Source organism: Moorella humiferrea, assembly GCF_039233145.1.
GTDB lineage: Bacteria > Bacillota > DSM-521 > Neomoorellales > Neomoorellaceae > Neomoorella > Neomoorella humiferrea.
On the sequence record NZ_CP136419.1, the window covers coordinates 393,368 to 408,091 of the forward strand.

7 protein-coding genes are annotated in these 14,724 nt (G+C 59.2%); all 7 read left to right on the forward strand.

Annotation, left to right across the window (positions count from 1 at the left end):
• The first annotated feature begins 144 nt into the window (after window positions 1–144).
• The 7 genes from pstC (at window position 145) to addA (ending at window position 14,700) form a co-directional block, all read left to right on the forward strand.
• Window positions 145–1,083 carry a phosphate ABC transporter permease subunit PstC gene (gene pstC, locus MHFGQ_RS02045; protein ID WP_106004618.1) on the forward strand — a complete coding sequence of 313 codons (939 nt, stop codon included), beginning with the start codon at window positions 145–147 and terminating at the stop codon, window positions 1,081–1,083.
• A complete protein-coding gene (gene pstA, locus MHFGQ_RS02050) occupies window positions 1,080–1,934 on the forward strand; it encodes a phosphate ABC transporter permease PstA (RefSeq protein WP_106004617.1) in 855 nt (284 codons plus the stop codon). The genes pstC and pstA overlap by 4 nt, the downstream gene beginning before the upstream one ends.
• A complete protein-coding gene (gene pstB, locus MHFGQ_RS02055) occupies window positions 1,934–2,692 on the forward strand; it encodes a phosphate ABC transporter ATP-binding protein PstB (protein ID WP_106004616.1) in 759 nt (252 codons plus the stop codon). The genes pstA and pstB overlap by 1 nt, the downstream gene beginning before the upstream one ends.
• A 116-nt stretch (window positions 2,693–2,808) precedes the next feature.
• A complete protein-coding gene (locus tag MHFGQ_RS02060; RefSeq protein WP_106004615.1) occupies window positions 2,809–3,945 on the forward strand; it encodes a metallophosphoesterase family protein in 1,137 nt (378 codons plus the stop codon).
• Window positions 3,933–7,511, forward strand: a complete 3,579-nt coding sequence (locus MHFGQ_RS02065) for an AAA family ATPase (RefSeq protein ID WP_106004614.1) — start codon at window positions 3,933–3,935, stop codon at window positions 7,509–7,511. Before MHFGQ_RS02060 ends, MHFGQ_RS02065 begins: the two co-directional genes overlap by 13 nt.
• A 22-nt stretch (window positions 7,512–7,533) precedes the next feature.
• Window positions 7,534–10,923 (forward strand): PD-(D/E)XK nuclease family protein, encoded by a 3,390-nt coding sequence (locus tag MHFGQ_RS02070; protein ID WP_106004613.1) that lies wholly within the window; start codon window positions 7,534–7,536, stop codon window positions 10,921–10,923.
• 6 nt (window positions 10,924–10,929) lie between these two features.
• Complete coding sequence (gene addA, locus MHFGQ_RS02075) at window positions 10,930–14,700, forward strand: helicase-exonuclease AddAB subunit AddA (RefSeq protein ID WP_106004612.1); 3,771 nt, start codon at window positions 10,930–10,932, stop codon at window positions 14,698–14,700.
• Window positions 14,701–14,724 lie beyond the last annotated feature (24 nt).

Sequence of the window (14,724 nt, forward strand, 5' to 3'; positions counted from 1 at the left end):
AATTTTTGGATATTAATCATAACTGCTCCGCAAAAACTAATTTTGTTGATGCGACGGACAAAGGTACACCGGAGTGGGGAAATCGGGGTTCGACCCATGATTTCCCCTTGCCCAATTCAATGCCGGTGTGGAGGTTTTGTGTAGATGCCGAACCATAAAAATCGCCAGGTAGGCGATGGCTTCTTTCACGGCCTCACCTTGCTAGCGGCCCTGGTGATGCTGGGTGTGGTGATAATCATCGCCCTCCAGCTAGTTAAAGGATCCCAACCGGCTTATGCCCGCTTCGGCCTTGGCTTTATTATGGGTTCCCGCTGGGATCCGGTCCACGGCCAATTTGGGTCCCTGCCCTTAATTTATGGGACCATTGTATCGTCCCTCATAGCTCTGCTTATCGCCGTACCCCTAAGTCTGGGGATCGCCGTTTATCTGGCCGAACTGGCACCTTCCAGGCTACGGGGGCCGGTTTCCTTTCTGGTAGAGCTGCTGGCGGCCATTCCAAGTGTTGTCTACGGCCTGTGGGGAATATTCGTTTTGGTGCCGTGGATCCGGACGACCGTGGAACCTCTTTTACACCGTTTTCTTGGCTGGCTGCCCTTCTTTCAGGGTAATTTTTACGGGTTCGGCATGCTGGCGGCCGGCGTTATCCTGGCCATTATGATTATTCCTACCATCGCCGCCGTTTCCCGGGAAGTACTGCTGGCAGTCCCTAATACCCAGCGGGAAGCCATGCTGGCCTTGGGCGCCACCCGCTGGGAAACTATAAAAATGGCCGTTCTGCCCTACGGCCGTTCTGGCCTGTTGGGAGCAGTCATCCTCGGCCTGGGCCGGGCGGTGGGAGAGACCATGGCCGTGACCATGGTCATCGGCAACCGGCCCCAGATTTCTCCGTCGGTATTTGAGTTGGGCCAGACTATTGCCAGCATTATTGCCAATGAGTTCAGCGAGGCCTTCGACGATCTGCATCTGGCGGCTCTAGTGATGGCCGGGCTAGTCCTTTTCACCGTTACCCTGCTGTTAAACGTCGTCGCTCGCTTGCTGGTGTGGCGGACGGCCAGGATAGCGGGAGGCGCGGGTAAAGAATGAGCGGGGGAAGAAATTACCGTCGGAAATTTATGAACACCCTGATGTTTGTCCTGGCCATGGGGGCAACTGCAGTAGCCCTCGTTCCCCTGGCTAGTATTTTAATGTATGTAGTGGCCAAGGGCCTGACGGCCCTTAACTGGGACTTTTTTACCCAGCTCCCTAGACCCGTGGGACAGCCCGGGGGCGGGTTGGGCAACGCCATCATCGGCACCATTATTTTAGTTGTAGCGGCTTCCTTTATCGGCATACCTGTGGGGATTCTCGCAGGCATATATTTGGCGGAGTTCGGCCGGGGCCGCTTAGCCGGTCTGGTCCGGTTTATCTGCGACGTCATGACCGGTATCCCTTCTATAATTGTCGGTATCGTTGTCTACGGCACCATGGTCCTGGCCATGAAACGTTTTTCGGCCCTGGCCGGGGCCGTGGCATTGGCCGTCATTATGCTGCCCCTGGTCACCCGCACGACGGAGGAAATGCTGCGCCTGGTTCCCAACAGCCTGCGCGAAGCCTCCCTCGCCCTGGGGGCTACCAGGTGGCGCACCACCTTAAGCATCGTGCTGCGCAGTGCCATGGGAGGAATCATTACGGGTTCCCTTCTGGCCGTGGCGCGGATCGCCGGGGAAACGGCGCCCCTGCTCTTTACGGCTTTGAACAGCCGCTACTGGCCTACCGGCCTTTTGGATCGCATTGCTTCCCTGCCGGTATATATTTACACCTATGCCACGACGCCTTATGAAGAGATGCACCGCCTGGCCTGGGGCGCGGCCCTGGTGCTGGTAGCCATGGTTATGCTTACAAGCATCGCCGCCCGAATGGCAGGCCGCCGGTTCGGCGGAGGGGGACGTCAGTGATGAAGGTATGCATGAAGATAGAGGATTTCAATGCCTGGTACGGTCAAAACCATGTAGTAAAGGACGTCAACCTGGAAGTGTACACCAACCAGATAACGGCCATCATCGGACCGTCCGGGTGCGGCAAATCTACCTTCATACGCTGCCTGAACCGGCTGCATGAATTGATCCCGGGCGCCCGGACAAAGGGCCGGGTGTTCCTTGACGGCGAAGATATATACGGTGCCAATGTGGATGCAGCCGACCTGCGCCGCCGGGTAGGCATGGTCTTTCAAAAGCCCAATCCCTTTCCTACCATGTCAATTTTCGACAACGTGGCCGTCGGCCTGCGCCTTCACGGTATACCCTCCGGGACCACCGTGGAAGAGGTGGTGGAGAGGTGCCTGAAAATGGTGGGGCTGTGGAAGGAAGTAAAAGACCGCCTGCATGTATCGGGGGCGGGTCTCTCAGGGGGCCAGCAGCAGCGCCTGTGCATCGCCCGGGCCCTGGCCGTGGAACCGGAAGTTTTGCTCATGGACGAGCCCTGTTCGGCCCTTGACCCGGTATCGACATTAAAAATAGAAGAGCTGGTAAAAGAATTGAAGGAAAAGTACACCATCGTCATGGTCACCCACAACATGCACCAGGCCGCCAGGGTGGCCGACTACACCGCCTTCTTTTTAGAAGGGCGGCTGATCGAGTACGGCGCCACTGCCGACATTTTTACCAATCCAAAGGACCGGCGCACCGAGGAGTATATTACCGGGCGTTTTGGCTAAAACAACAAATATGCCGCCTTTCCGGCGGCTTTTTTGCTGGCCGCGGGTTTACTGCAGGAAATCGGGTGCGGGCGGCGAAAAGAGGTATAGCGAAGCATTTGACGGGGGTGAAGCCTTTGTTCAGGTTGCTGCACCTGGCGGACTTACATCTAGGTTACCATGTGGCCCTTCCTTCCCCCCTTAAGGAAGAAGTCTGCCGGGAGCGCAATGGGATTTTGAAGAAAGCCGTGGACCTGGCCCTGGACCCCAGAATGGCCATCGATATGGTGGTCATCGCCGGGGATTTATTTGACAACCACCGTCCGGAGGCCACCTTTGTGGAAGAAACCATACGGGAATTGGCCCGGCTGGAGGCCGCCGGCATCCGGGTGGTGACAGTGCCGGGAAACCACGACGAGATTACATATAACGACGCGGTTTACCGCCGCGAGGCCGGGCGCTGGCCGGGAATTTTGGTGAATGCGCCCATGCCGGCATCAGTTGCCGAATTTACCATTAAAGGTTATACCTGTCGCCTGGTGGCCATGGCCTATACGGGCGGGGTCACCCGCATCGACGGCCCGTTAAAAGACTTCCCGCCGGCAGGAGAAGGGGAGATAAGCCTGGCCGTTTTCCACGGCTCCCTGGATTGGGACGGGGGCGAAAGGAGCCTGCCCCTGGATGGTGCCGCCCTGGCGGCCGCGGGGTACGATTATATAGCCCTGGGCCACATCCACCGAGGGGGTGAGCGGCGGCTGGGCAAAACCCTCGCCTGTTATGCCGGGATGGTGGCCGGCAGGGGCTTTGCCGATCCCGGCACGGGCTCCTGGACCATAGTAACCTTAGGCGACGGCCCGGCGCGGGTGGAGGGGATACCGGCTCCGACGCGGCCCTGGCAGGTGATAACGGTCGACGTGACGGGTATGGGCGGGATGGAGGAGCTGGAAGCAGAGATAAAAGAAAACTTGACCGCAGATGCCATAACCCAGGTTCGCCTTGTCGGGCATGTGGGTTTTGAATTGGATCTGGAAGTCTTGCGGGTCCGTCTGGAACATATTTGTTCGTACCTGGAACTGGCGGATGAAACTGAAGGATGGGCGCCGGAGGTACTGGACAAACTGGCGGCAGAGCCCACCATCAGGGGCCTTTTCGTCCGCCGCCTGCGGGAAAAGCTTTCCCATGCGGCTTCACCCCAGGAGGCGGAGACGGTAAACCGGGCCCTCATGTACGGCCTGGCGGCCTTGAAGGGGGGCGGCGGGTCATGCCTGCGGTAACTTGGCGGCGGTTGAGCCTTTGGGGCTTTGGCTGCTATCGCGACGGGGTAAAGGTTACCTTTCAAGATGGCCTGAACGTCCTTGTGGCTCCCAACGAAAGGGGCAAATCAACCCTCGTGGCCGGGCTGGAAGCCGTCCTTTTCGGTCTGCCCAATACCGCAAATCCGGAAGCCTTTGGCACCACCCGTTTCGCCAACCGGGAAGGCGCGGAGCGTTTCGAAGGAGAGCTGGAATTTTTAGTTGACGGCGTACCGTATGTCATAAAACGGCATTTCGCTACCAACCGCGTGACCCTGCGGCGCTGGGAGGAAAACGGCTGGGAAGAAATCTGGCGGGGGACCCATAATCCCGGCGCCCATAAAAAAATTCCCATCTATATTGATCATTTAACGAACCTTTTGGGCATAACTTCCCGGGAACTTTTTGAAGCCACCTTTTGCCTGGGCCAGCCCCTGCCGGAGGGCAGGGCCTTAGATAATGAGGTGCAGAAGCTCCTTTCAGGGAGCGGCGGCCATTACCAAGAAGCCCTCCAGCATCTGGCCGGTTCGTTACGTTCCCTGACCCGCTACTGTGGCGATATGGGTGTAGGCAACAACGGCCGCAAAGACGCCCGCCTGGAAGAACTGCGGACGGAAATCGCCGCCCTGCAAAGGGTTAAACAGGCATCCGGCGACACCATGGAGGAGCTGACCGCGGTGCGTGCCCGGCTCCAGGAACTGGCAGCAGAACTTAAAAACGCCAGGGAGGAGTTGAAGAAACGGAGGGAACTGCGGGATGCATGGGACAGATGGCGGGCCTTGCACGTGCGCTACCAGGGTTTCTTACGCGAGCAGCGGCAGGCTGGAACGGCCCTTGCCAGGGCCCGGGAGCTGGAGCAGAAGATTCGCGCCTCCCGGGAGGAAGCTTCCCGCCTCTATCCCGAATGGGAATCTTTTATAGAAGGCAGTGAAGGCCTCGACCGCCTTCTGGAGCTGGAAGGAGAAATCACCCGCCTCCAGAAGGAAGCAGATGCAGGGGAGGCCCAGGTCAATGAACTCCGGGTCCGGCGGGAGGATTTAACGGCAAGGCTTAAAGGAGAGCTGGCAGCTGTCGCCGACCATCCCGACATCCTGCGGGATCTGGAAGAATTAGAACGGCTGCGCCGGGAAATAGCAGAACTGGCCGCAAAAATGGAGGAGCTGGCCGCCCGCGAGGCCGAGACGGCCGCGGCACTGGCCGCCCTGCCGGATTTCGCCACCCTGGGAACGAGCCCGGCCGCCGTCATCGAAGGGCTGCAGACGGCCGCCCGCGGGCTCATGGCGGATTGGGAACGTTTTGAGAAAGATTATACGCGCTGGCGGGAGCTAAAAAAAGAGCTTGCCGGGGAACTCTCCTGCTTTGCCGCTCTATCACCGGAACAGGAAGAACTGGCGGCCAATTATGAATATCGGCGGGCGGCTCTGGAAAAAGAAGAAAGGGAGGCCGGGGAAAACTGCCGCCGGCTGGAGGAACGGAAAGAAGCCTACCGCAAACGTGAGGAGGAGTATCACCGGCGTTTCCGTGATCTTGACGCTTTAGGGGAAGACGCCCTTCACGCCCTGGCTGAAAAGCCGAAGACCGGAGCGGAGCTTAAGCTTAAAGAAGCCGCCCTGCAGTCGTCCCTGGCGGCAGGCCGCCGCCGGCGGGCCGTCCTGGCAATTCTTGTCGGCGCCGGCCTTTTGACAGGTGCGGTGGTCGGCATTATGGGCGGCAGCTGGCCTGCGGCGGCCGTTATCATCTTGCTGTGCTGTTTGGGGGGTGCGGCCTGGATTTACCTGGGACGCCCCCGGGATGACGCCGTAGCCCTTGAGGCGGAGGTTGCCGCCTTAAAAGAACGCCTTAGGGGGCTGGATGCGGTCTTAGGCCCCTGGGCTGACGCCCCTTTAGAGAAGCTGGACGAACTGCGTCACCGCCTGCTGGAAAGGGAACGGGCCCGCGCGGAACTGGCCGCCCTGGCGGCTTCCCTCCCCGGCGTTGAAGAAGAAGAAAGGGCCCGGCAGGCCCTGGCGGCCGCCGTGAAGGCGCGGCAGGAGTTTACGGCCGCAACAGCCGCCTTTGCCGTCCGTTTTACCGATGTTGCCGCCGCCTTCCAGCGCTACCGGAACGCCCGCGATGAGCTGAAAATACTGGAGGGCAGGCTGAAGGAATTTAGCGAGAAAAATCCAGGCGTGGCGGTGGAAGAAGCCTTTAAGGCATCACCCCACACCCTGGATGCCCCCTGGCCGGGACTGGCCGCGCTGGCGCGCCTGTACGGAAGGTCTTCGACCACGACGGGCGAGCTCCTGGAGTGGTTAAAGGAACTGGAAAAGGGAGGCTGGGAAGAGATCCTGGAGCGGGCGCGGCAGTGGGAAGAGCTGGCGGCCAAGAAGAGCTGGTTAAATGAGCGGCAGAAACAACTCTTGCAGCCGGACGACAAAGGGCAGACGACTCTAACCCGCCTTGAGGCCGCCGTCGCCGCTTTAGAGGTCCATGTAGCACCCTTTACGAAGGATGATAAAGACGCGGTCGCTTCCCTCTTAACGGAGGCCGAAACCGTGAAAAAGGAACTGGCCGCAGTGGAGGGCAGCAGCCGGGCCGTCACCGCAAGGGTAGAGGAATTAAAGAGCCAGATTGCAAAAAGGAAGAGCGAAGCAGACGAACTGCGGCGGGCATTGGCCCCTGTTCTGGCGGCAACAGGCGGTGACGCCGGCAAAGCCCTGGAGAGGCGCCGGAGTTATGAACAGATGGTCCGGGAACGGCAGGGGTGGCAGGAGCAGCTGACCGGCCTCCTGGGCGGCGGCAGCCTGGAAGAACTGGAAGCGGCCGGCCTGGATGCCGCCAATCGGACCTTAATCGTCCTGCAGGAGTGGCGGGCCCTGGCGCAAGAACATCCGGGCCTGCCGGAACCAGGTGAAGAAATAAAAGGGGAGGAGCTGGAAGCAAGATATAAAAAACTACAGGAAGAAACATCGGCCCTGGAAAACCAGGTGCAGGGGCTAGAAGAGGAAGAACGCGGGCTTCTGCGGCGCCAGTCCCAGCTGGAAGGGGGGCAAATCGCCAATGTGGCCGTTACCGCCGAAATCCTGGCGGCCCGGGAAAGGGAACTCGCCCGCCTGGAAATGGAAGCCGCAGCCCTGGCCCTGGCCTACAGAGAGCTGGAAGAAGCGGCTCGGGACTACAGCCGGGAATACCGCAGGGAGCTGGCCGCCGCCGCCACCCGATATTTTATCCTCTTTACGGGCAAGGAGGAACGGCGGGTGGAACTCACCGAGGATTTTCGCGTCGAGGTTAAGGAAACGGGTGCCGCCATACCTTTGGCCCAGCTCAGCCGCGGCGCCCAGGACCAGCTTTATCTCTCCTTACGCCTGGCCATCGGCGACCTCTTGAGTGCCGCTTTGACCCTTCCCTTTATTTTTGACGATTGCTTTGTCAACTGCGATGCCGAACGCCGCAGGCGTATCCGGGAAAGCCTTACGGTTCTGGCAGAAAAACGCCAGCTTTTGCTTTTGACCCACGATCCGGATTTTGCCGGGTGGGGCAGCCTTCTGCAGGTTGAAGAAGGGAATTGAAGGGATAGGGCAGGTGTTCAGGTTGTCTTTGCGCATTGTCTTAGGTCGCGCCGGTTCGGGTAAGACGCGGCTGTGCCTGGAAGAAATAAAGGCCGCCCTGGATACGGGGCCGGAAGGACCGGGCCTCATTATCCTGACCCCGGAGCAGGCCACACTGCAGATGGAATTGGAACTGCACAAGTTCCTCTCCCTCCCGGGTTTCAGCCGGGCCCAGGTTTTGAGTTTTCGCCGTCTGGGATGGCGGGTTTTTCAGGAAGCGGGGGGAGCCGCCCGTTCCCATCTGGGAGAAATGGGCAAGCGCATGGCCCTGCGGGCCATAGTGAATGTCCGGCAAAAGGATTTGACCCTATTTGCCTCCCTGGCGGGCAGCGCCGGTTTCATCGACCAGCTCGCCCATACCATCGCCGAACTCAAGCTCTATCGCATAGAACCTGACGATCTGAAAAGGACCGCCGAGGAATACCGCGCCGCCGGGCGGGGCGATACCATTTTAGGCCGCAAGCTGCACGACCTGGCCGTCATCTACGGCGACCTGGAACAACACCTTGCCGGCCGCTACATAGATCCAGACGATTATATGACTTTACTTGCCCAAAGACTGCCGGAGGCACCCTTTATTAAAGGCGCCCAGGTCTGGATCGACGGCTTCAACGGCTTTACGCCCCAAGAGGAGGAAGTCCTTGAGGCTTTGTTGGCCGTCGCCGACCGGGTGACCGTCACCTTGTGCCTGGACCCCGCATTGAGGCGGCGTCAGCTCGGTGAAACAGAGCTTTTTCATCCCACCAACGAAACCTATCATCGCCTGCGCTCTTTAGCCCAGAGGGCGGGGGTGGATATCGAAGACGACGTCCTCCTTACTACCTGCCCCCGTTTTCTCCAGAGCCCGGTCCTGGCTCACCTGGAAGCCCATTTCGGCCGCTGGCCCATAAAACCCTTTCCCGGCGCGCCGGACGGCGTGCGCCTGGTGGCGGCGGCCAATCCCCGCGTGGAGGTCGAGGCGGCCGCCGGGGAGATTTTACGCCTGGCCCGCGACGAGAACTTGCGTTTTCGAGAAATGGCCGTTCTGCTAAGGGATTTAGAACCGTACCACGATCTTATCGTCAACACCTTTCGCGATTTTAACATCCCCTTTTTCATCGACCGCCGGCGACCTGTAGGCCACCACCCCCTGCTGGAACTGGTCCGTGCGGCCCTGGAAACCATTTTGGAAAACTGGGCCTATGATCCCCTTTTTCGTTACCTGAAAAGCGATCTGGTGCCCATCCAGCGCCGGGAGGTAGACCTTTTAGAAAACTACGTCCTGGCCTACGGCATTCGCGGTCGCCTGTGGCTGGAAGAAACCCCTGAAAACGCCATCCGCGAGCGGGCCGTCCGGCACCTGCGCCGGTTTTACCGGGAAGTTCAGGGGCGGACTTTGACGGTGAAAGGGATCACGACCGCCCTTTTCAACCTTTTAAATGATCTGGAGGTGCCCCGACGCTTAGAAAAATGGAGCCGGGAGGCAAGGGAGGCCGGCGATCTCGATACTGCCCAGGAACACGAACAAGTTTGGGACGACTTTACGGAACTTTTGGATGAGATGGTAACGGTAATGGGGGATGCGCCCATTACTCTGGAAGAGTACGCCGCCGTCCTAGCGACCGGCATGGAAGGGCTGAAGCTCAGGCTCATCCCCCCGGCCCTGGATCAGGTGGTGGTCGGCACCCTTGACCGTTCCCGTCAGCCGGAAGTCCGTGCCGTCTTTATCCTCGGAGCGGCGGAGGGAATGCTGCCCGCGCGGATTGCGGAAGATGCCGCTTTCAGCGACCGGGAAAGGGAAGAACTTCAGGCTGCCGGATTGAAACTGGCTCCGACGGGAACGATAAGACTTTTCCACGAAGAATTTTTGATTTACCTGGCCCTTACCCGTTCAAAACGCCATTTATGGCTTAGCTATCCCCTGGCCGACGCCGCCGGCAGGGCCCTGGGACCGTCGCCTTTGATCCGGCGGCTGCGCCAGCTGATGCCTGCTCTGGTAGAAGAATACGCCGGTCCGGATTTGCCGGAAGGAGAAGACGCCCTCCTTTATCTTACCACACCGCGCCGGGCCGCCGGGCATTTGGCCCGCCTTTTAGGCCGCGGCATCCCCCTTTCTCCCCTCTGGCGGGAGGTTTACAGCTGGCTTGAAGAAAGCGAAGGCGGCAGGTGGCTGGACCTCCTGAAGGGAGCGGCTTATACCAACGAAGAGAAGGCCCTGGAACCCCGGCTGGTGGCGCATCTCTATCCCGAACCTTTAAAGATGAGCATCTCGCGTCTGGAAACCTATGCCGCCTGCCCCTTTCGCTATTTCCTGGCCTACGGCCTAAGACTGAAGGAAAGAAAGCTGTACCGCCTGGAGCCTGCGGACATAGGCCAGTTTTACCACGCGGCCTTAAAAGTCTTCGTGGAAGAGCTAAAGGCCAGGGGGCGTGACTGGGGTGAAGTGGACGACCTGGAAGCGGCGGCCATCCTCAAGGAAGGGATCGAGGCTTTAGTTCCGTCGCTGCAGCAAGAGATCTTAAACAGCAGCGCCCGCTATGGCTACCTGCGTAAGAAACTGGAGCAGACCCTGCTGGGGGTCCTCGCGGTCTTGAACGAACACGCCCGACGGGGAGCCTTCCGGCCTGTGGCGGTGGAAGCCTATTTCGGCAGGGAAGGCACGGTGCCGCCCCTGGAGCTGGAGGCCGCTCCCGGACGGCGGGTCCTCCTCGAAGGCCGCGTCGACCGCATCGACGCCGCCCGCTGCCGGGATCGGGCATATGTGCGGATTATAGACTACAAAAGCAGTCAAACCGGCCTTGATCTTGAGCGGGTCTATCACGGCCTTTCCCTGCAGCTGCCTTTATACCTACAGGCCGCCCTGGCCGCGGCGCCGGAACTCCTGGGCGAGGAGGCCGACCCGGCCGGCATATTATACTTTGCCGTCAGCAATCCCGTTATCAGGCGGCAGGCGCCGGTGCGGGATGCAATGGAGGCGGTCAGACTGCGCCGCCAGGCCCTGAAAATGCGCGGACTTCTTCTTGCCGACCCCGAGGTCATAAGGCTTATGGACAGGGACGTGGAACAAAGCCCGGACCTTTTACCCGTACGGCTGAACAAAGATGGGAGTATAAGGCGGGGAGCGCCTGCCGTCACCCGGGAACAGCTGAATCTCCTTCTCGCCCTGGCCCGGGCCAGGGCCGTCGAACTGGCAAGGGAAATACTAACGGGACAAATCGCCATCAGCCCCTACAAGCAGGCAAAAAGCAGCGGCTGCGATTTTTGTCCCTACCGGCCGGTATGCTTTTTTGACATTCAGATACCCGGGAATAATTACCGCCGCCTGCCACCATTAAAAGGGCAGGATTTCTGGGATGCTGCCGCGCACTTTCTTGCCGCCTCAAAGGAGGGTTGATGGGCAGTGGTTTATGACCTTGATGCCCGCGCCTGGACGGATGAACAGCTCAATGCCATCAATACCCGCCGCGGCAATCTGCTGGTGGCCGCGGCCGCAGGTGCGGGCAAAACGGCCGTACTGGTGGAGAGGATCATCCGGCGCCTGACGGATCCCGTGGCGCCCATAAGTCTGGAAAACCTTCTGGTTGTTACCTTTACCGAGGCCGCTGCCGCCGAAATGCGCCAGCGAATAGGGGCGGCCCTGGAAGGGGCGGCCGCCCGCCGGCCGGATGACGAAAACTTAAGACGCCAGCTCCTGCTGCTCAATCGCGCCCATATCAGCACCATCCACTCATTCTGTCTGTGGGTACTGCGCACTTATTTTTACCGATTGGATTTAGATCCGGCTTTTAAAGTTATGGACCCTGCCGAGGCCGACCTCCTCCAACTGGAGGTCATGGACCAGGTGCTGGAGGAATGTTTTACCGCCGAACCCGAGGGCGGCCCCATAACCGAGCTGGCCGACAGTCTCGGCGGCCGCGGCGATGCCAACCTGGTGGATCTGGTGCTCAAGGTTTGGCGCTTTACCAGAAGCCTGCCCCGGCCTGAAACCTGGCTGGCAGAAACGGCGACGTGTTGTTATTCCGGCGAAGGCCCCCTGGAAAAACAGATATGGTATCCGGAAGTAAAAGAAGCCCTCAACTTGAGGCTTGAGGAAGCGGAATATTATCTCCGCCGGGCGGCAAAACTGGCGGCTGGTCCCGGCGGTCCTGCCGTGTACCTGGACAACCTGATAAAGGAAGAAGAATTAATCAAAGAGCTAAGGAAGGAACTGGACCTTCTCTCCTGGGGCGAGGTGTGCAAAAGGCTTATCTCCTTCACCTTTGGGAGACTGAAGCCCGTTCGCGACCCCGGAGTAGACGCCATCGTTAAAGAAAGGGCCGTGGGTTACAGGGAGCGGGCCAAAAAGCTCATCTGCGGCATCCAGGAAGAACTGTGCCGCGATGGGGCCGCCGTAAAAGCGGAACTGGGGCGGGCCGCCGGGATGGCTAGAGCTTTGGTAGAGGTGGTGCGCCGCTTTGATGGGGCCTACGCGAAAATAAAAAGGGACCGGGGACTGGTCGACTTCGGCGATTTAGAGCATTTTTGCCTTAAAATCCTCATGGATCAAGGCGCGCCGCCCGGTGAACTGCGTCCATCGGACGTCGCCCTGGAACTGCGTCGCCGTTTTGACGAAGTGCTGGTGGACGAGTATCAAGATATCAACGGCGTTCAGGACGCCATTTTAACCCTGGTGTCCCGGCAGGGAACGCCGGATGATGCCAATCTTTTCATGGTGGGCGACGTCAAACAGAGCATTTATCGTTTTCGCCTCGCCAATCCGGAGCTTTTCCTTGACAAATATCATGACTATCCGGAAAGGGAAGGTGGGCCAAATCGGCGCATAATCCTTAAAGCCAATTTTCGCAGCCGGAAGGCGATAGTGGACGGCGTCAACTTCGTCTTTCGCCAGCTTTTTTCCCGCCACGTCGGCGAGCTGGAGTACGACGATGACGCGGCCCTGATTTGCCGGGCCAATTATCCGGAACACCCGGAGGCGGCGCCGGCGGCGATAGAGGCGTATATCCTTGAGGGCCGGTGGGACGGGGAGAATACGGCGGAATTTAACGAGGCGGACGATGGGTATGAAGACGGTTCAACGGATTTGGAAGATCTAACTGCCCTGGAGCGCGAAGCGCGGCTGGTAGCCAGGCGCGTAAAGCAGCTGGTACACGGCACATCAGAAAAACCGGGCCCGGAGTTTAAAGTATGGGATGCAGAAGGGAAGACCTACCGGGATCTTAGCTACCGGGATATAGTCATCCTCCTGCGGGCCACGAGGGACAGGGCGGCGGTATTCCTCGAGGCCCTGCAGCAGGAAGGCATCCCCGCCCATGTCGACGCAGGCGGCAGTTATTTCGCAGCGGTGGAAGTGGAAACGGTCCTTTCCCTGTTACGAATAATCGACAACCCCCATCAGGACATTCCCCTGGCAGCGGTACTGCGCTCCCCCATTGTCGGCCTGACGGCCGCTGATCTTGCCCGCATTCGCTTGGCGGCGCCGGAAAAAGACTTTTTCACCGCCGTGATCGAGGCCGCCGGGACTGCCGCAAACGGCGAACTCGCCGCCCGCCTGGGTAATTTTTTAACCCGACTGGAGCGGTGGCGGACCATGGCCCGCCGTCGCCCCCTGCCTGACGTATTGTGGGAGCTTTACCGGGAAACAGGTTATCTCGAATTTGTCGGCGGCCTGCCGGGAGGGGCTCGGCGCCAGGCCAACCTGCGTGCCCTTCTCGATCGGGCGCGTCAGTTCGAAGGCTTTGCCCGCCACGGCCTCTTTCGCTTCCTGCGCTTTATCGAAAGGCTACGGGAGACGGAAGGCGATCTGGAAGCGCCTTCACCATTAGGGGAAAACGAGAACGTCGTCAGGATTATGAGCATTCACAAGGCTAAAGGACTGGAATTTCCCGTAGTCATCGTGGCCGATCTTGGCAAAGGGTTTAACTTTAAAGACTTGAGCGGCGACGTTCTTCTACACGGCCGTTTGGGTCTTAACCCCCTTTGTTTCGACATGGAAAACGGCATTAAATACCCGACCCTGCCCTATCTGGCGGCGGCCCACCGCCTGCGCCTGGAAGCTTTAAGTGAAGAGCTGCGCATCCTGTACGTCGCCATGACCAGGGCGCGGGAAAAACTTATCTTGACAGGAACTGCCAGAAATCTGCCCCAGAGGGCGGAAAGCTGGAGCGCCGGCTTATTGGAAAAGGCAGAACGTCTTTCTCCCATGCTCACCTCCCGGGCGCGATGCCCCCTGGACTGGCTTATGTATGCCCTGGCGCGCCACTCGAGCGCAACACCCATTAGAATGCTTGCTGAAATTCAAGAAAGCCGCCTCCTCGACGATCCCTCATGCTGGGATGTTAAAGTGATAACGGCTGCGGCCTTGTCTGAAATGGCCGGACGGGAGGCGATCTCCCTTAAGCAGGAAAAAACAAGTCAAAGGGCAATTGCAGACACAGAAGGTACACCACTAATCGACCGGGAGAAACTGCGGCGGGAAGTAGACCGGCGGCTTTCCTGGGTCTATCCGTGGCGTCCGCTGAATGGCCTGCCGGTCAAACTGGCCGTAACCGAATTAAAGCGGCGTTTTGATGTATTTAACGACGGCGAAACTCCCACACGAATTCAGGTAAACCGCTTTAACCGTCGTCCCATGTTCCTTCAGGCCGGCAGCGGCCTCACAGCGGCCGAACGCGGCACCGTTACCCATATGGTCATACAGCACGTTGACTTGGGGCGGCCGGTGACGGCGGAAAGCCTGGGTGAATTACTACAGGAAATGGTGACTAATGAGATTTTAACGCCGGAGCAGGCGGCCGCCGTCGATACCGGTGCCCTCATTTCCTTTTTTACCGGTGACCTGGGCCGGCGCCTCCTCGCCCGCCCGGAAAAGGTAAAGCGGGAACTGCCCTTTTCCCTGGCCGTACCCGTCGCCGAGCTCTATCCAGCGCTTAAGTCAGAAGTATCTACCGGTGAAACCATTCTTGTCCAGGGCATTATCGACTGCCTGGTAGATGAAGAAGACGGCTTCCTGCTCCTGGACTTCAAGACGGGACGCCTACCTGCCGACCCCCTGGCAGAATATCGCGAGCAGATTGAGCTCTACGCCCGGGCCGTATCGTTTATTTTCCGGCGCAGGGTAAAGGAAGCTTATGTCTATTATCTTGATGGAGGTACGGGATTTAAAGTAATATAGATTTAAGTTATTAAAGGAGCGGTT

What these genes read in the sequence shown, in the direction of transcription:
- pstB (WP_106004616.1), top strand. Translation starts at nt 1,934, where the DNA reads ATGAAGGTATGCATGAAGATAGAGGATTTCAATGCCTGGTACGGTCAA.
- MHFGQ_RS02065 (WP_106004614.1), top strand. Translation starts at nt 3,933, where the DNA reads ATGCCTGCGGTAACTTGGCGGCGGTTGAGCCTTTGGGGCTTTGGCTGC.
- pstC (WP_106004618.1), top strand. Translation starts at nt 145, where the DNA reads ATGCCGAACCATAAAAATCGCCAGGTAGGCGATGGCTTCTTTCACGGC.
- pstA (WP_106004617.1), top strand. Translation starts at nt 1,080, where the DNA reads ATGAGCGGGGGAAGAAATTACCGTCGGAAATTTATGAACACCCTGATG.